The sequence below is a fragment of the Microbacterium immunditiarum genome, assembly GCF_013409785.1.
Lineage (GTDB): Bacteria > Actinomycetota > Actinomycetes > Actinomycetales > Microbacteriaceae > Microbacterium > Microbacterium immunditiarum.
Window position 1 is genome coordinate 1,564,908 of sequence record NZ_JACCBV010000001.1, and the last position, 17,445, is coordinate 1,582,352.

18 protein-coding genes and 2 pseudogenes are annotated in these 17,445 nt (G+C 70.5%); 10 read left to right on the top strand and 10 right to left on the bottom strand.

Annotation, left to right across the window (positions count from 1 at the left end; translation table 11 throughout):
* Positions 1 to 3: 3 nt before the first annotated feature.
* The 5 genes from BJ991_RS07100 to BJ991_RS07120 are packed head-to-tail and all read left to right on the top strand — an operon-like array spanning position 4 to position 5,477.
* Complete coding sequence (locus tag BJ991_RS07100; RefSeq protein ID WP_179488715.1) at positions 4 to 1,032, top strand: sugar ABC transporter substrate-binding protein; 1,029 nt, start codon at positions 4 to 6, stop codon at positions 1,030 to 1,032.
* A gap of 45 nt (positions 1,033 to 1,077) precedes the next feature.
* Positions 1,078 to 2,586, top strand: coding sequence for a sugar ABC transporter ATP-binding protein (locus BJ991_RS07105; RefSeq protein WP_179488717.1), 1,509 nt, complete (start codon positions 1,078 to 1,080; stop codon positions 2,584 to 2,586).
* 26 nt (positions 2,587 to 2,612) lie between these two features.
* The gene (locus BJ991_RS07110; RefSeq protein WP_179488718.1) at positions 2,613 to 3,569 is read left to right on the top strand and encodes an ABC transporter permease; all 957 of its coding nucleotides are present in this window, start codon (positions 2,613 to 2,615) and stop codon (positions 3,567 to 3,569) included.
* Positions 3,566 to 4,276, top strand: coding sequence for a DUF1028 domain-containing protein (locus tag BJ991_RS07115; RefSeq protein ID WP_179488720.1), 711 nt, complete (start codon positions 3,566 to 3,568; stop codon positions 4,274 to 4,276). The genes BJ991_RS07110 and BJ991_RS07115 overlap by 4 nt, the downstream gene beginning before the upstream one ends.
* Positions 4,269 to 5,477, top strand: coding sequence for a metal-dependent hydrolase family protein (locus BJ991_RS07120; protein WP_179488722.1), 1,209 nt, complete (start codon positions 4,269 to 4,271; stop codon positions 5,475 to 5,477). Before BJ991_RS07115 ends, BJ991_RS07120 begins: the two co-directional genes overlap by 8 nt.
* Positions 5,478 to 5,483: 6 nt before the next feature.
* On the opposite strand, the pseudogene BJ991_RS07125 reads toward BJ991_RS07120, so the two are convergent.
* Positions 5,484 to 6,991 (bottom strand): annotated as a pseudogene (locus BJ991_RS07125) (SulP family inorganic anion transporter).
* 191 nt (positions 6,992 to 7,182) lie between these two features.
* Here BJ991_RS07125 and BJ991_RS07130 point away from each other — a divergent pair.
* Positions 7,183 to 7,470, top strand: a pseudogene (locus BJ991_RS07130) (alcohol dehydrogenase catalytic domain-containing protein); the annotation flags it as partial.
* 40 nt (positions 7,471 to 7,510) lie between these two features.
* Here BJ991_RS07130 and BJ991_RS07135 read toward each other — a convergent pair.
* From BJ991_RS07135 to BJ991_RS07155, 5 genes are all read right to left on the bottom strand, one after another.
* Entirely contained in the window at positions 7,511 to 8,320 is an 810-nt protein-coding gene (locus tag BJ991_RS07135) for a glycosyltransferase family A protein (RefSeq protein WP_179488724.1), read from the bottom strand.
* 131 nt (positions 8,321 to 8,451) lie between these two features.
* Positions 8,452 to 9,012, bottom strand: coding sequence for a peptide-methionine (S)-S-oxide reductase MsrA (gene msrA / locus BJ991_RS07140; protein WP_179488726.1), 561 nt, complete (start codon positions 9,010 to 9,012; stop codon positions 8,452 to 8,454).
* Positions 9,009 to 9,482, bottom strand: coding sequence for a peptide-methionine (R)-S-oxide reductase MsrB (msrB, locus tag BJ991_RS07145; protein WP_343048673.1), 474 nt, complete (start codon positions 9,480 to 9,482; stop codon positions 9,009 to 9,011). Before msrB ends, msrA begins: the two co-directional genes overlap by 4 nt.
* A 337-nt stretch (positions 9,483 to 9,819) precedes the next feature.
* Positions 9,820 to 10,173 (bottom strand): cupin domain-containing protein, encoded by a 354-nt coding sequence (locus tag BJ991_RS07150; RefSeq protein WP_425487521.1) that lies wholly within the window; start codon positions 10,171 to 10,173, stop codon positions 9,820 to 9,822.
* A gap of 50 nt (positions 10,174 to 10,223) precedes the next feature.
* On the bottom strand, positions 10,224 to 10,610 hold the full coding sequence (locus tag BJ991_RS07155; RefSeq protein WP_179488732.1) for a nuclear transport factor 2 family protein: 387 nt from the start codon (positions 10,608 to 10,610) through the stop codon (positions 10,224 to 10,226).
* 36 nt (positions 10,611 to 10,646) lie between these two features.
* Here BJ991_RS07155 and BJ991_RS07160 point away from each other — a divergent pair, with 36 nt between their 5' ends.
* On the top strand, positions 10,647 to 11,015 hold the full coding sequence (locus BJ991_RS07160; protein ID WP_179488735.1) for a DUF2200 domain-containing protein: 369 nt from the start codon (positions 10,647 to 10,649) through the stop codon (positions 11,013 to 11,015).
* A complete protein-coding gene (locus BJ991_RS07165; protein WP_179488737.1) occupies positions 11,012 to 11,506 on the top strand; it encodes a metallophosphoesterase family protein in 495 nt (164 codons plus the stop codon). The genes BJ991_RS07160 and BJ991_RS07165 overlap by 4 nt, the downstream gene beginning before the upstream one ends.
* 23 nt (positions 11,507 to 11,529) lie before the next feature.
* Here BJ991_RS07165 and BJ991_RS07170 read toward each other — a convergent pair whose 3' ends face one another.
* Positions 11,530 to 12,780 (bottom strand): RNA polymerase sigma factor, encoded by a 1,251-nt coding sequence (locus BJ991_RS07170; protein ID WP_179488739.1) that lies wholly within the window; start codon positions 12,778 to 12,780, stop codon positions 11,530 to 11,532.
* A gap of 25 nt (positions 12,781 to 12,805) precedes the next feature.
* Positions 12,806 to 13,225 (bottom strand): YciI family protein, encoded by a 420-nt coding sequence (locus BJ991_RS07175; protein ID WP_179488741.1) that lies wholly within the window; start codon positions 13,223 to 13,225, stop codon positions 12,806 to 12,808.
* 162 nt (positions 13,226 to 13,387) lie between these two features.
* Between BJ991_RS07175 and BJ991_RS07180 the strand changes: the two genes are divergently transcribed.
* Positions 13,388 to 13,771, top strand: coding sequence for a nuclear transport factor 2 family protein (locus tag BJ991_RS07180; protein ID WP_218852893.1), 384 nt, complete (start codon positions 13,388 to 13,390; stop codon positions 13,769 to 13,771).
* A 93-nt stretch (positions 13,772 to 13,864) separates the two neighbouring features.
* Here BJ991_RS07180 and BJ991_RS07185 read toward each other — a convergent pair whose 3' ends face one another.
* Positions 13,865 to 15,244, bottom strand: coding sequence for an FAD-binding oxidoreductase (locus BJ991_RS07185; protein ID WP_179488743.1), 1,380 nt, complete (start codon positions 15,242 to 15,244; stop codon positions 13,865 to 13,867).
* Between the two features lie 140 nt (positions 15,245 to 15,384).
* Here BJ991_RS07185 and BJ991_RS07190 point away from each other — a divergent pair, with 140 nt between their 5' ends.
* Positions 15,385 to 16,518, top strand: a complete 1,134-nt coding sequence (locus BJ991_RS07190; RefSeq protein WP_179488745.1) for a helix-turn-helix transcriptional regulator — start codon at positions 15,385 to 15,387, stop codon at positions 16,516 to 16,518.
* Between the two features lie 69 nt (positions 16,519 to 16,587).
* Here the strand turns inward: BJ991_RS07190 and erm are convergent, their stop codons facing one another.
* The gene (gene erm, locus BJ991_RS07195; protein ID WP_179488747.1) at positions 16,588 to 17,361 is read right to left on the bottom strand and encodes a 23S ribosomal RNA methyltransferase Erm; all 774 of its coding nucleotides are present in this window, start codon (positions 17,359 to 17,361) and stop codon (positions 16,588 to 16,590) included.
* Positions 17,362 to 17,445: the final 84 nt, after the last annotated feature.

Below are 17,445 nucleotides of genomic sequence, written 5' to 3' on the forward strand. Positions count from 1 at the left end.
GACATGCGAACATTCACCAGGAAGGCGGCGGCGGTGCTCTCGATCGCCGCGCTGATGTTCACCGCAAGCGCCTGCACCCCGGCATCCACCGATTCGAGTTCCGACTCCGGTTCCGAGTCGGCTGAGGGCCCCCGTATCGCGTACCTCGCCGCTTTCACCAACCACGACTGGTCGCAGGTGGGCATCACCGCGGCGACCGAGGCCGCCGAGGCCGCCGGTGGGACGATCGAGATCTTCGACGCCCAGAGCGACCCCACCAAGCAGTACGCGCAGGTGCAGGACATCATCACGAGCGGCCGCTTCGACGGCATGGTGATCATGCCCGTCGACGGACCCAGCCTCGTGCCCGCGGTCGAGGAGGCCGTCACGGCCGGCCTCGGCGTCGTCGACGTCGCGTTCCCGATCGGCACCGACCTGGCCACGCGTGAGCCGCAGGTCGAGGGCATGGTCGGCTCGGTCGTCATCTCGCCCGAGCAGAACGGCCGCGTGCTGGCTGACATCGTCGTCGAGGGCTGCGAGGGCATCGACCCGTGCGAGGTCGCGGTCCTGCCCGGCTCCCTGACCGTCTCCGCCGACGCCGCGCGCGTGCGTGAGATCGAGTCGGTGCTCGCCGGCGTCGCGAACGTGACGATCGCCGCAGTCCAGGAGACCGGCTACACCACGGACGGCGCGTTCGCGGTGGCGCAGACGATCCTCACCGCCAACCCGGGTCTCGACCTGTTCGTCGCCATCGGCTCCGAGTCGGTCGTGGGCGCCGAGCGCGCCGTCGTCGACGCGGGCCTGCAGGGCAAGGTCGCGCTCGCGGGCGGCGCCTGCTCGTCCAACGCCACCACGGCGATCGAAGAGGGCCGCTTCTTCGCGTGCTACCGCGGGACGCCCGTCGACGACAACCGCGCCGCCGTCGAGCTCCTGATCGCCTGGATCGCCGGCGAGACGATCGAGAACACCAGCCCCGACCCGGGCGCCGACTCGTGGCCCGAGGTCGTGACCGCGAAGAACCTGGACGGCCGCGTCGGTCAGTGGACTGACTGAAACCCTTCCGTCTGAGAGCGCCCGGAACCCCATGAAGGAGAAACGATGACCACCGTCCACGTCCGTGTGGCCGACGTCTCGAAGTCCTTCGGCGGGAGCCGGGCGCTCTCGGACGTCTCCCTGGAGATCTTCCGCGGCCAGGTCCACTGCCTCATCGGCGAGAACGGAGCCGGCAAGTCGACCCTGGGCCGGCTGCTCGCCGGCATCCATCGCCCAGATGAGGGGTCGATCGAGGTCGCCGGCCGCGAGGTGTCGTTCCGCTCGCCCGCCGAGGCGCTTGCCGCCGGCATCGCCGGCATGGCGCAGGAAGTCGCCCTCGTCCCGGCGATGTCGGTCGCCGACAATATCCTCCTCGGCGCCAACGAGGCGACGATCGGCTTCGTGAGCCGTCAGCGGCAGCGTGAGCGCGTCGAGGAGATCCTGGCGCGCTACGACTTCGTCCTCGACCCCGACGCCCGCGTGGGCGATCTGCGCATCGCCGATCAGCAGAAGGTCGAGATCCTCAAGGCCATCGCCCGCGGCAGCGACCTCATCGTCATGGACGAGCCCACGGCGAGCCTGGGCGACAAGGACGCGCGCGCCCTGCTGGAGGTCGTGCGCCGGCTGCGCGACGACGGCACCACGATCATCTACATCTCCCACCACCTCGACGAGGTGCTCTCGATCGCAGACCGTGTGTCGGTGCTGCGCGACGGCAGGGTCGTCTACGACGGCGACCCCCTCACCAAGTCGGAGCTCGTCGTCCATATGCTCGGACGACCGCTCGAGGCGAGCTTCCCCGAAAAGACCCTGCCCGCGCCCGACGCCCCCGTCGTCCTCCGCGTCGAGGACCTCGCGTGCGGGGACGCCTTCTCCGGTGTCTCGTTCTCGGTGCGCGCCGGCGAGATCGTCGGCCTCGCCGGGCTCGTGGGCAGCGGTCGCAGCGCCCTGGCCCGCGTGCTCGGGGGAGTGGAGCGGCCGCGAGCGGGCACCATCGAGGTCCGCGGTGCCCCGCAGCGCTTCCGCTCGCCCCGCGCAGCCATGCGTGCGGGCGTGCATCTGATCCCCGAGGACCGCAAGCGCCAGGGCCTCATCCTGGTCCGACCGACGCGCGAGAACATCACCTCGTCGGTTCTGGAGCGTCTGTCGACGCTCGGCGTCGTCGACTCGCGCGCGGAACGGGAGATCGCCGAGCGGGCCGCGACCCGCACCGACGTGCGCGCGGCCAGCCTCGAGACGCCCGTGTGGGCCCTGTCCGGAGGCAACCAGCAGAAGGTGATGTTCGCGCGGGCGTCGCTGGCCGAGCCTGCGGTGCTCCTCATCGACGAGCCCACGAAGGGCGTCGATGTGGGGGCGAAGTTCGCGATCCACCAGCTGATCGGGGAGATCGCCGCGCGCGGCGTGGCCGTCGTCCTGATCTCCTCCGAGCACGAGGAGGTCATGGGACTGGCCCATCGCCTGCTCGTCATGGCCGAGGGCGTGCTGGTCGCCGAATTCGACGGCCCCGAGTTCCCCGCCGACGAGGTCTCCCGCGCGGTCATGACCGACGTGGCCAAGAGAACGGATGTTGTGTGAGCAGTTCCCCGAGCGCAACCCTGCGCATGCGATCGCGCCTGAAGCGGGTCTCCCCGCTGGACTACGGCATCGTCATCAGCTTCGTCGCGGTGTTCGTCACCTTGGCGATCGCGAGCCCCGTCTTCGCGACCCCGCAGAACCTGCTGAACCTCCTGGAGCAGTCCGCCGTCGTCGGGATCATCGCGGTGGGCGGCACGCTCGTGATCATCGCGGGTGGGTTCGACCTCTCGGTCGGCGCGATCTTCGCGCTCTCGGGCATCGTCACCGCCTTCGCGGTGAACACGTTCGGCGCACTGGTCGGCGTGCTGTGCGGGCTGGCCGTGGGGGCGCTGATCGGCCTGGTCAACGGGCTCATGTCGACGGTCGGCGGGATCAACCCGTTCATCACGACCCTGGCGACCTCGATCATCGTGCGCGGCGTGTGCCTGGCGGTCACCGGCGGCTTCCTGATCGCCATCCAGGACCCGGGCTTCTCGGTCCTCGGCCGTGGCGGGATCGGCGGCGTCAAGTTCTCCGTGATCGTCTTCGCGATCGTGGTGATCGCCGGTGCCATCCTTCTGTCGCGGACCGTCTTCGGCCGTCAGGTGTACGCGGCGGGCGGAAACCCCGAGGCCGCTCGGCTCGCCGGAGTCAACGTCGCGCGCGTGCGCACGGTCACCTTCATCATCAGCGGCGTGTGCGCCGCGATCGCGGGCATCATCATCGCCTCCCGATCGGGCAACGGCCAGGCCAACATCGGCATCGGCCTCGAGTTCTCCGCGATCGCGGCGATCGCGGTCGGCGGCACCAGCATCTTCGGCGGCGAGGGCGCGATCTGGCGCACCGTCCTGGGTGTGCTCCTGATCGCCCTCATCGGCAACGGCTTCACGCTGCTGGCCGTCCCGCCCACGTTCCAGCAGGTGTTCGAGGGCACCATCATCCTGATCGCCGTCGGATTCGACCTGTGGTTCCGGCGCCGTCGCCGAGGAGGGCAACGAGCATGACATTCTCGATCGTCGCGCGGGACAGCCGCACGGGAGCCCTGGGCACGGCCGTCACCACGACCGTCACGTGCGTCGGCGCGCTGGCTCCGCATGTCAGCCGGGATGCCGCGGTCTCGACCCAGGCGTACGTCAACGTGGATCTGGGCCTGGCCACCCTCGAACTCGTCGCGGCCGGAGAGACCGTGGAGGCGGCGATGCGCGGCGCGCTCGCGCGCGACCACCATGTCGAGCAGCGTCAGCTCGTCGGAATCGGCGCGTCCGGTGAGGGCTTCGCCTTCACCGGCTCAGAGGTGCTCGCCGACAGTGGACATCTCGTGGCCGACGACCACGCCGTCGCCGGGAACCTCCTGGTGTCCACCGAGGTCCTCGAGGCGATGTCGCGCGCCTTCGCGTCGTCGGACGGCGAGGAGTTCACCAGCCGGCTCATCGGCGCCCTCGAGGCCGGGCTCGCGGCGGGGGGCGAGCGCGACTCGTCCGACTTCGCCGAGACCTATGGGTCTGCTGCCGTGCTCGTGGCGAGCCCCGAGCCGAAGGGCTTCCACAACCTCCGCGTGGACGCGTCGCTGACCGCGGTCGCCGATCTCCGCAGCGTGTACGAGCGTGCGGTCGAGAGCGCGCGCGCCCTCGATGAGTTCTACGCAGGCGCGATCGTCGTGAACCCGGTGCACTGGCGCCGCTCGGCGCTCGGGGAGCAGCACGATGCGTGAAGTCCTGCGCGGCGCACGCGTGCTCGACGGCCTCGGCGGTGATGCCGAGGCGGGCGACATCCTCCTCGAGGACGGGCTGATCGTCGACCTCGGGTCGGGCTTCGACGCCGACGTCGAGACGGACGTGTCAGGGCGCTGGATCATGCCGGGCGCGATCGACTGCCACGTGCACGCGATGGTGGAGAGCTTCGACCTCGACACGGTCCTCGCCACCCCGTTCTCGCTCGCGTTCTACGTCGCCGCGCGCAATCTCGCACTCACGCTGCAGGCGGGTGTCACGTTCGTCCGCGACGCCGGCGGCGCGGACCTGGGCGTCAAGCGCGCGCAGGAGCTCGGCTATCTCGCCGGTCCCGCCATGCAGATCAGCGTCAACCTGCTGTCCATCACCGGCGGCCACGCGGACCACTGGTCGCCGTGCGGCTACGCGCTGCCCGACCTGCTCGCCCACCCCGGGCGGCCCGATGGCGTGTGCGACGGGCCCGCCGAGGTGGTGCGGCGCACGCGCGAGATGATCCGGGCCGGGGCGGACTTCGTGAAGCTCTGCGCCACCGGCGGCGTGCTGTCGCCGCGCGACCACCCCTCGGAGTCGCAGTTCCTCCCCGAGGAGCTCCGGCTCATCGTCGAGACCGCTGCGGCCGCGCACCGCCCGGTCGCCGCGCACGCGCAGGGCGCCGAGGGCGTCAAGAACGCGGTGCGCGCGGGGGTCAGGTCCATCGAGCATGGCACCATGATCGACGACGAGGCGATCGACGAGATGCTTGCGCGCGGCACGTTCCTCGTGCCGACGCTGGCGGCACTGCGGTGGGTCACCGAGAGCCCGGAGGGCCGGCGCCCGAGCGAGGTCGAGCAGGCGCGCGAGATCCTCGACGTGCAGCGGGAGTCGGTCACGCGCACCATCGAGGCGGGTGTGCGGATCGCGGTCGGATCGGATGCCGGCGTGGTGCCGCACGGCACGAACCTACGCGAGCTCGAACTGCTGGTCGAGTTCGGCATGTCGCCGCGCGACGCGATCCGCGCCGCGACGTCGGAGGGAGCGGACCTGCTCGGGATCGGCGACCGGGTGGGCCGCATCGCGCCGGGCTACCGCGCCGATCTGCTCGTCCTGGACTCCGACCCGCTCGAGTCGATGGCCGGACTCGCGTCGGGATCCTCGATCGTCGACGTCCGGCAGGCCGGGAAGTCGGTGCGCGCGGGGGTCTGATCGGCCTCAGCTGCCGCCGAGCCCGCCGCTGAGACGGCGGTGCAGGGCGGTGGCCGTGGCGTTCATGCCCACGATCTCGACGTGGCATCCGTGCCGCTCGTACTTGATGACGATGGCGTCGAGGGCGGCGACGGTCGAGGCATCCCACACGAGCGACCGGGTCAGGTCGATCACGACGTGCGCGGGGTCGGCGGCGTACTCGAACTGCGTCGTGAGGTCGTTGCTCGAGGCGAAGAAGAGCTCACCGTCCACGGTGTAGCGCGCGGTGTCGCCGTCGACGACGCGGGTCAGCGTCGTGAAGTGGGCGACCCGGCGGGCGAAGAGCACCATGGCGGTGATCACGCCGGTGACGACCCCGATCGCGAGGTTGTGGGTCCACACGGTAATGCCGACGGTGACCACCATGACGAGGGTCTCGCTGAGGGGCATCCGCTTGAGGGTGGACGGACGGATGCTGTGCCAGTCGAACGTCGATACCGAGACGACGATCATCACGGCGACGAGAGCGGCCATCGGGATGGCGCCGACGATGTCTCCGAGGGCGACGACGAGCACGAGCACCCACACCCCGGCGAGGAAGCTCGAGATGCGCGTGCGCCCGCCCGAGGTCTTGACGTTGATCATCGTCTGGCCGATCATGGCGCAGCCGCCGGTGCCGCCCAAGAACGCCGAGGCGAGGTTGGCGACGCCGAGGCCCACGCCTCGTGCGTCTTGCGCGAGCGGGTGTCGGTGATGTCGTCGCCGAGCTTGGCGGTCATGAGTGACTCGAGGAGGCCGACGAGGGCGGCCGCGAACGCGTACGGCGCGATGATCCGCAGCGTCTCCCACGTGAGGGGCACGTTCGGGATCAGGAGCTCAGGAAGGCTCCGTGGCAGCTCGCCCTGATCGGCGACATCCGGCACGGCGATTCCGAACACGGCCACCGCCGCGGTCAGCAGCACGATCGCGATGAGCGGGCCGGGGATCGCCTTCGTCACACGCGGCCAGAGCACCATCACGCCGAGTCCGACGGCGACGAGCACGTATACCGGCCACGGCACGTCGATGAAGTGGGGCAGCTGCGAGACGAAGACGAGGATCGCCAGAGCGTTCACGAAGCCGACCATGACGCTGCGCGGGATGAACCGCATCAGCCGCGCGACGCCCAGCGCCGCCATGAGCACCTGCAACACACCGGCGAGGGCAATCGTCACGATGAGGTAGTCGGGGCCGTACTCGCGTGCGACGGGCGCGATGACCAGGGCCACGGCGCCTGCCGCGGCGGTGATCATCGCGGGCCGTCCGCCGGTGAACGCGATGATCAAGGCGAGCACGAACGACGAGAACAGGCCGACCCGCGGGTCGACGCCCGCGACGACCGAGAACGCGATGGCCTCGGGGATCAGCGCCAGGGCGACCACGAGCCCGGCCAGCACCTCGCGCGTGAGCAGGCGGGGGCTGCGCAGGGCGTCGACCACGGTGGGCTCGATGCTACGGCGCGCGGCGGAATCGCGCGCGACGGCGGGGTGGGACACGGGTGCTCCTGAAGCGAAGGCGCGCCGTTGCGCCGCCGGTGAGACGGAGAAAGGGAGGGATGCCGCGGCGCGGCCCCTCGACTCTACTCGCGTGCTCCCGACCGTCCGCTGGCAAATCCGCCCGCGATCCGCAACCCCCTTCGGTGCCCCGGCCGCGCGGGTGAGGGTAGGGGGATTGACCGGGAGGTGCGATGAAGGCCATGACCTACCGCGGGCCGTACAAGCTCCGCGTCGAGAGCAAGCGCGACCCGCGAATCGAGCATCCGAACGACGCCGTCGTGCGGGTCGAGCTCGCCGCGATCTGCGGCTCGGACCTGCAGCTGTACCACGGCATGATGCCCGATACGAGGGTCGGCCACACGTTCGGCCACGAGTTCATCGGGCGCGTCGAAGAGATCGGGTCATCGGTGCAGAGCCTCCAGGTGGGCGACCGCGTGCTCGTGCCGTTCAACATCTACTGCGGCTCGTGCTTCTTCTGCGGGGTGCTCGCAGCGACGCCGGTGTTTCGGCTGGGCCGCGCTATCGTGCGGCCGGCTGGGCGCCGTCGCTGATTCTGGGCGCCGGGCGTGCGGGTCGCGGTTCTGCCGCTGCGGTGACCGCCAGGCGCAGCCACCGCAGCGGCGGGAAGTCGCGCGGCCAGTGCACGAGCACCGACCGGAAGCCCCGGACGATCCGCCGCACGAACCCGCCCGCGTCGCCGAACGGACGCATCGAGATGCCCATGGTCGCGCCGCGCAGGTACCGCACGGCCCCGGTCTCGCCGAGGTGGAACGACAGGTCGATGTCGTCGTGCAGCTCGGGGTCGGCGCGGTGCACGCGCGAGCGGATGCCCCGCCACGTCGACGCGCGAAAGGCGAGGTTCGATCCGAACAGCGGTACGTGTCCGAGGGTCGGGGTCAGGACCAGCGCGTAGGCCCCGAGGTACAGCGCCGCGAGCGGTGTGCGGAGCCGGCGCGGACCATCGAGGAATCGTGCCCCTCCCGTGAACGCGACGACGCCGGGGTGGCGGGTGAAGGCATCCGTCATCGTGCGAACCCACGTCGACGCGGGTACGCAGTCGGCGTCGAGCCGCAGGATGATCTGGCCCTTCGCCGCGTCGTAGCCGGCCGCGCTCGCGGCGGGGATGCCGCGGTGCTCGCAGCGGATCACCGTCGCCCCGGCGGCACGCGCGACCTGCGCCGATGCGTCCGACGACCCGTTGTCGACGACGAGCACCTCGTCGGGTCGCCGCGTCTGCACGGCGAGGGCCGCAAGGCAGCGGCCGAGTTCGCGGTCGTCGTCCTTCACGGGGATCACGACCGACACGGTCGGCCTGCCTGAATCGTGCATAGCGTGACGCTAACCGGGCGAAGTGCGCGTGCGGGCTCCCGTTGACATGGCCGTTGTCGTGCGTTAGCCGCGAAGACGACGGATGCCGCGACCCGGCCGGGCCGCGGCATCCGCTCGTTCCGTCTCTTGCGTCACGCGCTCGCGCTGGTTTCCGACCGCTTGGGCAGCACCCAGCCCGCGCGCGGGAAGTGGCACGTGTACCCGTTGGGGATGCGAACCAGGTAGTCCTGGTGCTCGGGCTCGGCCTCCCAGAACGGGCCGGCGGGCTCGATCGTGGTGACGGCCTTGCCGGGCCACAGGCCGGACGCGTCGACGTCGGCGATCGTCTCGCGGGCGACGCGCTCCTGCTCGGCGTCCAGTGGGAAGATCGTGGACCGGTAGCTCGTGCCGACGTCGTTGCCCTGACGGTTCAGCGTCGACGGGTCGTGGATCTGAAAGAAGAACGCGAGGATGTCGCGGTACGTCGTCTTGGTCGGGTCGAACACGATCTCGACCGCCTCGGCGTGACCGGGGTGGTTGTAGTACGTCGCGTGTGCGTTCTGGCCGCCGGTGTAGCCGACGCGCGTGTCGATCACGCCGGGCTGGCGGCGGATGAGGTCCTCGACGCCCCAGAAACAGCCGCCCGCGAGGACGGCGGTCTCCATGCCGGGGGCGCGGGTGATCTCTCCGGTGTCCAGGGGTCCGCTGGTCATGATGCTGTCTCCTGCTCGTTGGTGGTCTCGAAGAGGTGCCGGTACTCGCCGTAGCCCTCGCTCTCGAGCTCGGCGGCGGGAACGAAGCGCAACGCGGCCGAGTTCATGCAGTATCTCAGGCCCCCGGCGTCCCGCGGGCCGTCGTCGAAGACGTGGCCCAGGTGGCTGTCGGCGCCGGACGACCGCACCTCGGTGCGGGTCATCCACAGCGAGCCGTCGGTCTGTGTCGTGACGGCACCGGAGTCGATCGGCTTCGTGAAGCTCGGCCAGCCGGTTCCGCTGTCGTACTTGTCGGTCGATGAGAACAGCGGCTGCCCTGACACGACGTCGACGTAGACGCCGGACTCATGGTTGTTCCAGTACGCGTTGCGGAACGGCGGCTCGGTGCCGTCCTCCTGCGTCACCGCGTACTGCGCGTCGGTGAGGCGGCTCAGCGCCTCGGGGGTCTTGCGGTAGTCGTTGTGACTCACGGGGTTCCTCCTCGGAAGACGTCGCTGGCTGCGGCGCCATAGAGAAGAACGGATGCCCCGCCCGTTTTGGTCCCGTGAAGCTGGGAGCGGGCCGTGAGTTTCTGCGTCCGTCGCGATCGAGTGATCCCGCATCGGAAGGGATGACGGATGCCGTGCGCGCACGCGTTTCCCAGCGCGGCCGCGCGGCATCCGCCCTCCCGAAGCCCGCCTCCCCAGAAGGCGGCACCGCCATCCCAGTCGGCGGTGTCGAACACATCATGGCCCCGGGTCCCGACATCCGCAACGGGAAGTTCCCGGGTTGTGGATAACTCGAGCGGGACCGAGGGGACCGGCCCGCCTACACGCTGGCGCGATAGTCGCCCATGGGCCGTTTCACGACCGTGAGCAGCACCGCGGAGTCCTCGAGCGCATCGAGACGGTGACGACTGCGCGGGATGGCGAGGTGATCACCGGATGCGCCATCCCACGACTCGTCGCCGGCGACGATTCGCACACGACCGACGAGCACCTGCAGCGTCGCCTCGCCGGGGCTCTCGTGCTCGCCCATCTTCGCCCCGCCCCGCAGCGCGATGACCGTCTCGCGCAGGGCGTGCTCGTGGTCGCCGGTGATCGTGCGTGCGGCGCGGCCGCTCGAGGCGATGCGGGCGGTCTGCATGAGCTCCGCAACCAGGTCGGTCAAGTTGTCGTCCACGGCGCGCATCGGGCTCCCCGTTCATCGTCGAGTGGGTCCTGCTGGCCAGGCTACGCCACCGCCGCCTCCTCGACGATCTTCCAGTACGAGTCTTTCCGCACGACCAGCCCGTCGCGGAACGTGTAGAAGTCGCATCCGCGCACCTCCTTGCGCTCCCCGGCAGGCGTCGTCCCGGTCAGCAGCCACTTCGACATGCCGGTCTGCCGCTCGCCGTCGACGAAGTGCTCCTCGTCGCCGTAGTGCACGTCGGGGAGCCCGGCGAACCTGCCGGCGAGCGCCTCTCGCACCGCCGCCTTACCCTCATAGCGGGATCCCCACGGATCGGCGCCACGCGGCATCTCGAGAACGCAATCGTCCGCGAAGAGGGACATGATGCGGTCGAGGTCGTGCGCGTTGAACGCGTCGCACAGCCCGATCAGCGCCGACCGGATGTCCATGACTGCACGGTACGCCTGCCGCGTACCCTGGGGAATATGGAACGGATCTTCCGCATGCCCTTCGCCAAGGTCTACCCGCTATACATCGAGAAGGTCGAGAAGAAGGGCCGCACGAAGGCCGAGCTCGACGCGGTGATCGAGTGGCTCACGGGCTTCGGCGACGGCGAGCTGCAGCGGCACCTCGACGAGAGCACGTCGTTCGAGGACTTCTTCGCAGCTGCCGACCTCAACCCCAACGCAGACCTCATCACAGGCGTCGTATGCGGGGTGCGGGTCGAGAACATCGAGGACCCGCTCATGCAGAAGATCCGCTACCTCGACAAGCTCGTCGACGAGCTCGCCAAGGGCAAGGCGATGGAGAAGATCCTCCGCGAGCCGAGCGCCGCCGCCGCGGCGAAGCGATGACGACGCGCCTGCTGCTCATCTCCGACACCCATATCCCGGGGCGCGCGAAGCGCCTTCCCGAGACGGTGCTGAGGGCAGCGGATGCCGCGGACCTCGTGATCCACGCCGGCGATTGGGTCGCGGAATCCGTGCTCGACGTGCTCGAGCAGCACGGCGAGGTGCTCGGCGTCTACGGGAACAACGACGGCGCGGACCTGCGTGCGCGGCTGCCCGAGGTCGCCCGGCGAACGGTCGAGGGCGTGCGGTTCGCGGTCGTGCACGAGACGGGCGCGTCGGCTCGCCGCGAGATCCGCATGGACGAGACGTTCCCCGACACGGACGTGCTCGTGTTCGGGCACAGCCACATCCCGTGGCACACGGTATCGCCGCGAGGCATGCGGCTGCTCAACCCGGGCTCGCCCACGGATCGCCGCCGTCAGCCGGTGCACACGATGATGATCGCGGTCGCGGACGACGGTGAGCTGCGCGAGCTGGAGCTCATCTCGCTCTGAGCGCCGTCTCGCGTACGGCTCGCTCAGCGTCCGGAACGCAGCGCGGCCGCCTTGTCGCGCAGCACGCGCTGCTGCACCTCGTTCGCCGTGAGGCCGGCGGCGGTGAGCAGCTCCGAGCGGGCTTCGTCGTTGCGCCCGAGCTGCGCGAGCAGCTCACCGCGCACGCTCGGCACGAGATACGAGCCGCGGAGGGCGCCGGATGCCTCGAGGGCGTCGACGATGCGCAGGGCATCGGCGGGTCCGGATGCCTTCGACACCGCCACCGCACGGTTGAGCTCGACGACGGGGCTCGGGGCGATGCGTCCGAGCACTTCGTACAGGAGCACGATCCAGTGCCAGTCCGTCTCGTCGATGCTCGGCGCGACCGCGTGGCACTGCGCGATCGCGGCCTGCAGCGCGTACGGGCCCCGTCCTCTCTGGCGGGCGGCGGCTGCGGCATCCGCCTTCTTCAGCAGCTCGATCGCGCGCGCGATCTGGCCGCGGTCCCATCGCGACCGGTCCTGGTCGGCGAGCAGCACGGGCTGGCCCGAGCGCGTCTCGCGCGCGGCGAACCGTGACCGCTGGAACTCCATGAGCGCGACGAGCGCGAGCGGCTCGGGCTCGCGCGGCAGCAGGCCCGCGACGATGCGGCCCAGCCGAAGGGCTTCGTCGGCGAGGTCGGGGCGCACCCATCGGTCGCCCGCGGTCGCGGCGTAGCCCTCGGTGAAGACGAGGTACACGACCCCGAGCACGCCCGCGAGGCGCGCCTTCCACTCCGACGGGTCGGGCGTCTCGAACGGCACGCGCGCGGCCGCGAGCGACTTCTTCGCCCGCGTGATGCGCGCCTGCACCGTGGGGACGCTGGTCAGCAGCATCCGTGCGATCTCTTCGGTCGACAGCCCGGCGACAATCCGCAGCGTGAGGGCGACCTGCGATTCGCGCGACAGCGCGGGGTGGCACGCCGTGAAGATGAGGCGCAGCACGTCGTCGTCGATCGGCTCCCACGAGTCGTCGGATGCCTCATCGAGCGTGTGCGCGATCGCCGCGTAACGCTCGTCGAGTCCGTCGCGCCGGCGCCACGCGTCGATCGCGCGCCGCTTCGCGACCGCCGTGAGCCACGCGCCCGGATTGTTCGGGACGCCGTGCTCGGGCCACGAGCCGAGCGCTTCGACGACGGCCTCCTGCGCGACATCCTCGGCGAGGCCGAGGTCGCCGGTCATCTTGGCCACGGATGCCACGATCCGCAGCCCCTCGATGCGCCAGACGGCCTCGACCGTGCGCCGGGTGTCGCTCATCGTCGGTCTCTCGTCGGACGCCGGATTACTCGGTTCCGAGCTCGGCGCGCCACTCCTTCTCCTTCTGGACGTACTCGTTGTCGGAGAAGTCCGCGAAGTCGGACTCGTCGGTCGCGCGGCGCACCTCGAGCTTGTTGCCCGGCGTGAGCGGTGCGCGCTTGGCCCATTCGAGAGCCTCTTCGGGGGTCGCGGTCTGGATGATCCAGAACCCGTTGAACAGCTCGTGCACCTCGCCGTAGGGGCCGTCGCTCACGATCGGCGTCTCGCCCGAGAAGTCGACCACGTAGCCGGGCTCGGGGGCCAGACCGTCGCCCGACACCATCACGCCGGCCTTGATCATGGACTCGTTGTAGGCGCCCATCGCGTTGATGACGGCCTCGAAGTCCATCTTCTCGTAGTCCTCGACGGCTTCCTGGGTCGCCCGCATGATCAGCATGTGCTTCATCGTTTCGTTCCTTCGTTCGGTTCCCTGTGGGGAGGCCGTTCGCCTCCTCTCACTATCGCGTCGAACGGCGACATCGGGAATCGACATCGAGTTCGAAGAATTTTCGGATGCCGGGTTTCAACCCCCTTGTGAGCGTGGAATGTCCCGGCTGAGAGTGGGCGTATGACTTCCGTGATGAGTGAACTGCTGCGCCTCGAGATGGCCGGGTGGGAATCGCTGTGCGACGGCTCGGGCGACGACTTCTACCGTCAGATCATGACCGACGACGGCGTCATGGTGATCGCCGATGGCACGGTGCTCGATCGTGACGCGGTCGCCGAGTCGCTGCGCGATGCGCCGGCCTGGAGCTCGTACGAGATCTCCGACGAGCGGGTTGTGACGGTGGGTCCGGATGCCGCGGCGCTGGTCTACACGGGCCACGCGTCGCGCCCCGGCGACGAGGCTCCGTTCGTGGCGGCGATGTCGAGCGTGTACGTGAAGCAGGCGGGGGAGTGGCGGCTGGCGCTGTACCAGCAGACCCCGCTCGCCCCACCTCCCGGTCGCTGAGCGAGCGAAGCGAGACGAAGCGCCCCCCGTGGCGGCGCTTCGTCTCGTCCCTGCGCTCCTCGCTCAGCATCCGGAGTATGCGCGCTCCGCTGCTCAGACCGGGTGCGCGGCCGCGAACATGTCGCTCGGGTCGAACCGGCGCTTCAGTTCGCGAAGGCGCTCAATGGCGATCCCGAAGCCGGCGTCGCGATCGACTCCGCCGCCGTCGATGAAGGTGAGCACGAGGCTGTCGGCCCGCCAGGGCGCGAACATGGCGATGCCGGTCTGCACCGCGGCATCCGCGCCCGCCATCGCCTCGGGAACCGGCACCATCGCGAGCGTGTGCGCGAGGTAGGCGCCGTCGACCGATCCCACGGCTCCCGCGTGCGCCGGGCGCTGCGCGATCGCTCCGCCGAGGTGGCGCAGCTCGGTCATGAAGAGCCCGGGCACGTCGGCGGCCGCGAGGAAGGCCCCGACGGCGTCGGCGGGCAGGTCCGCGAGCACCGAGTGCACCGAGGCGGCGGGTGTCGGTCCAGGCGGGTCCATGTGGACGGCGACGAGTTCGGGCGACGGGATCCGCGTGAAGGTGTCGATCTCGGGTGCGAGAGCGCGGAGGGGTTCGAGAAGGGCGGATGCCGCAGCATCCGTCTCGAGGATCGCCCCGTCGATCACCACGACCGAGCGTCCGGACAGGAACGGCGGAAGGTCGGGCATGGGCGGGAAGTTGATCACGCGCAGCGTCGTCGTCGCCGACTCGGGTGCGGTGGCGGTCCACGCCGCCCAGGCGTGCGAGACCTCGGCCGCGCGGGCGGCGTCCCAAAGCATCATGCCCGCGAACACGTCGGCGTACGGCAGCAGGTCGATCTCGAGCGAGACGACGACACCGAAAGCGCCGGCGCCGCCGCGCACCGCCCAGAAGAGGTCCGGGTCTTCATTCGCGCTCGCCCGCACGAGACGGCCGTCGGCGGTGACGAGCTGCACGGAACGCACCGCATTCACCGCGAGCCCGTGAGTGCGGGCGTAGAACGACAGCCCGCCGTTGAGCGCGTATCCGGCGACCGAGACGTCGCCCGCGCTGCCGTGGAGAGCGGTGAGGCCGTGCGGCGCCGCCGCTTCGAGCACGTCGTTCCACTGCGATCCGCCCAGCACGCGCGCGGTGCGGGTGTCGGCGTCGACGGTGACCCCGCGCAGGCCCGCGAGTGAGAGGAGCACGACATCGGAGAGGTCGGTGTCGGCGAGGGGTCCGGCGGCGTGCCCGGTCGACTGGGGTGCGACGCGGAGTCCGGATGCCGCGACCGCGCGCACCGCCTCGACGACCTCTTCGGCGGTCTCAGGCCGCACGATCGCGAGCGGGCGCTGGTCGAACGCCACGTTCCACGGGATGCGGGCGTGGTCGTAGCCGGGGTCGTCGGCGACGATGACGCGATCGCCGAGCGTGCGCTTGAGCGCGGCGACGCGTTCGTCCGTCGTGAGGGTCGTATCGAAGACGGTCATCTGTTCTCCTGGTTCTCATGAATGGCCTCCGCCAGCATGGCGGTCCCGGCGTCGCCAGGCCATCCCAGGTCGAGAGGGATTACGGCTCTCCCAGATACCTGGGATGGCGGCGCGCCGGCAGGGGGGAGCACACTGGTGGCATGACTTCGGCGCTGGCGATCGGTCGAGCGCGCAGCGACATCGATGTGATCTCGCGCGCCGGACTGCCGTTGCACCACTTCATGGACGAGGCGGCCGCGGCATTGCAGAGCGCCGTCCCGTTCGTCGCGGCATGCGTGTCGACGATCGACCCGGCCACGACGATGGTCTCCAGCTCGCGCAAGATCGGCGAGCTCGATGGCCGCAACGAGCAGGACCTCAGGTGGTCGCAGATCGAGTATGGCAGCGACGACCCGACCTCGATCACAGCCATCGTGGCGGCCGGACAGATCGCGGTCGGCGTGCAGCGCGTCACGCACGGCGTGCTCGATCGGTCGGTCCGCATGTCCGAGCTCATCGTGCCGCACTTCGACTTCCGCGACGAGGCTCGCGCCGTGTTCTCCGACCGCAACGGCGCGTGGGGGCACATCTCCCTGTTCCGCGGCGACGACGATCCCGCGTTCGCGGTGGAGGAGCTCGACCTCCTCGCGGCGGTGGCTCCCGCGTTCACGCGCGGCATCCGCACCGGACTGCTCGCACAGTCGAGCCGAACGGATGCCGCGACCGACGCCGGGCCGGCCGTGATGGTCTTCGACGCGCAGGACCGCATCGTGCAATCGACGCCCGGCGCGCAGGCTCATCTCGCGCAGATGTCATCCGTGCCGGGGATGGGGGATCCGCTGACATCGGTGCAGGCGCTCGTGAGCGGCGCGCGTCGCTTCGCTCGCGGAGAGATCGAACGGATGCCGCGCATCCGCGCCCGCACCTACGACGGCGTGTGGGTCGTGCTGCACGCCTCGCCGCTGGGCGGTGCCGGCGATCGCGCCGGCGATGTGGTCGTGACGATCGAAGAGGCGCGTCCGCAGGAGGTGATCGACATCGTGGCGGCGGCGTTCGGCCTCACCGCGCGCGAGCGCGATGTCGTCGCGATCGTGCTGCGAGGTGCCGACACTCGTGAGATCGCCGCCGAGCTTCACCTCTCGCCCTACACGGTGCAGGACCACCTCAAGTCGATCTTCGACAAGGCCGGGGTGGCCAGTCGGCGCGAGCTCGTCGCGCGCGTCTACTTCGACCAGTACCTGCCGCGCCGGGGCGAGGGCATCGGCCCGAGCGGGTGGTACGCGGGCGGCGGCTGAGCGAGCGGCCGCGCCGCGACCCCGGACGCTGAGCGAGCCGGAGGCGAGACGAAGCGCCCGCCCCGCTCATCAGCCACTGACCCCGCGCCACAGCGCCGCCCACTGCTCCGGCCGCAGGTCACGCGGGAGGCTGCATCCGTCGATGTCCGCGCCGCGCACCGCGGCTCGCGCCTGCCCGCGCGTCACGCGGGCGCGCTGCTGCACGAGAGCGACGAGCCCGTTGCCGCGGCCGGTGAACATGTCACGCACGAACCGCTCATACGCCGCCCGATCCCGCGGATCGACGAGCGGGGACCCCCGCCGCGTGATGCCGATGATGCCGCCGTCGACGCTCGGCACAGGACGGAAATGCCGCGCCGGCACCCGTCCGTGCAGCCGGAACTCGAACCACGGAGCGGCCTGCGCGCTCATCATGCTGCCGCCGCCGACGCCGGCGCGCTTGCGCGCGACCTCCCATTGGGTGAGGAGGATCGCGTGGCGCCAGGACCGGCGCGTCAGCATCCGTCTCATGATCGGCGTCGTGAGGTGGTACGGCACGTTGCCGACCACGACGGGGTGATCGAGCGGATGCCGCAGCGCATCCGCGTGCTGGATGCGGACGTCCGGCAGCCGGCGCCTCAGCGTGCGCACGCGATGCTCGTCGATGTCGATCGCGACGAGGGGCCGCCCGAGGCGGGCGAGCGGTGTGGTGAGGTCGCCGTCTCCCGCGCCGATCTCGAGGATCGTGCCCTCGGTGGACGCGACGAGGTCGACGATCGCGCGGATCGTCGGGCGATGGATGAGGAAGTTCTGGCCGAGCTCGTGTCGGCCGCCGTTCGCGGAACGGCGAGGGTGGGTTCGCATTGAGCGCTCCAAGGAGAAGGGTTGGAGCACCCCGATGCGGCGTCTGCCGAGAACCGGCGGAGGTGGGACGCGCGCCCGGGGTGC

Excerpts from the sequence above, each read along its gene's own strand:
- BJ991_RS07100 (WP_179488715.1), top strand. The coding sequence starts at position 4 with ATGCGAACATTCACCAGGAAGGCGGCGGCGGTGCTCTCGATCGCCGCG.
- BJ991_RS07105 (WP_179488717.1), top strand. The coding sequence starts at position 1,078 with ATGACCACCGTCCACGTCCGTGTGGCCGACGTCTCGAAGTCCTTCGGC.
- BJ991_RS07110 (WP_179488718.1), top strand. The coding sequence starts at position 2,613 with ATGCGATCGCGCCTGAAGCGGGTCTCCCCGCTGGACTACGGCATCGTC.
- BJ991_RS07115 (WP_179488720.1), top strand. The coding sequence starts at position 3,566 with ATGACATTCTCGATCGTCGCGCGGGACAGCCGCACGGGAGCCCTGGGC.
- BJ991_RS07120 (WP_179488722.1), top strand. The coding sequence starts at position 4,269 with ATGCGTGAAGTCCTGCGCGGCGCACGCGTGCTCGACGGCCTCGGCGGT.
- BJ991_RS07135 (WP_179488724.1), bottom strand. The coding sequence starts at position 8,320 with ATGCACGATTCAGGCAGGCCGACCGTGTCGGTCGTGATCCCCGTGAAG.
- msrA (WP_179488726.1), bottom strand. The coding sequence starts at position 9,012 with ATGACCAGCGGACCCCTGGACACCGGAGAGATCACCCGCGCCCCCGGC.
- BJ991_RS07155 (WP_179488732.1), bottom strand. The coding sequence starts at position 10,610 with ATGGACATCCGGTCGGCGCTGATCGGGCTGTGCGACGCGTTCAACGCG.
- BJ991_RS07160 (WP_179488735.1), top strand. The coding sequence starts at position 10,647 with ATGGAACGGATCTTCCGCATGCCCTTCGCCAAGGTCTACCCGCTATAC.
- BJ991_RS07165 (WP_179488737.1), top strand. The coding sequence starts at position 11,012 with ATGACGACGCGCCTGCTGCTCATCTCCGACACCCATATCCCGGGGCGC.
- BJ991_RS07170 (WP_179488739.1), bottom strand. The coding sequence starts at position 12,780 with ATGAGCGACACCCGGCGCACGGTCGAGGCCGTCTGGCGCATCGAGGGG.
- BJ991_RS07175 (WP_179488741.1), bottom strand. The coding sequence starts at position 13,225 with ATGAAGCACATGCTGATCATGCGGGCGACCCAGGAAGCCGTCGAGGAC.
- BJ991_RS07180 (WP_218852893.1), top strand. The coding sequence starts at position 13,388 with ATGACTTCCGTGATGAGTGAACTGCTGCGCCTCGAGATGGCCGGGTGG.
- BJ991_RS07185 (WP_179488743.1), bottom strand. The coding sequence starts at position 15,244 with ATGACCGTCTTCGATACGACCCTCACGACGGACGAACGCGTCGCCGCG.
- BJ991_RS07190 (WP_179488745.1), top strand. The coding sequence starts at position 15,385 with ATGACTTCGGCGCTGGCGATCGGTCGAGCGCGCAGCGACATCGATGTG.
- erm (WP_179488747.1), bottom strand. The coding sequence starts at position 17,361 with ATGCGAACCCACCCTCGCCGTTCCGCGAACGGCGGCCGACACGAGCTC.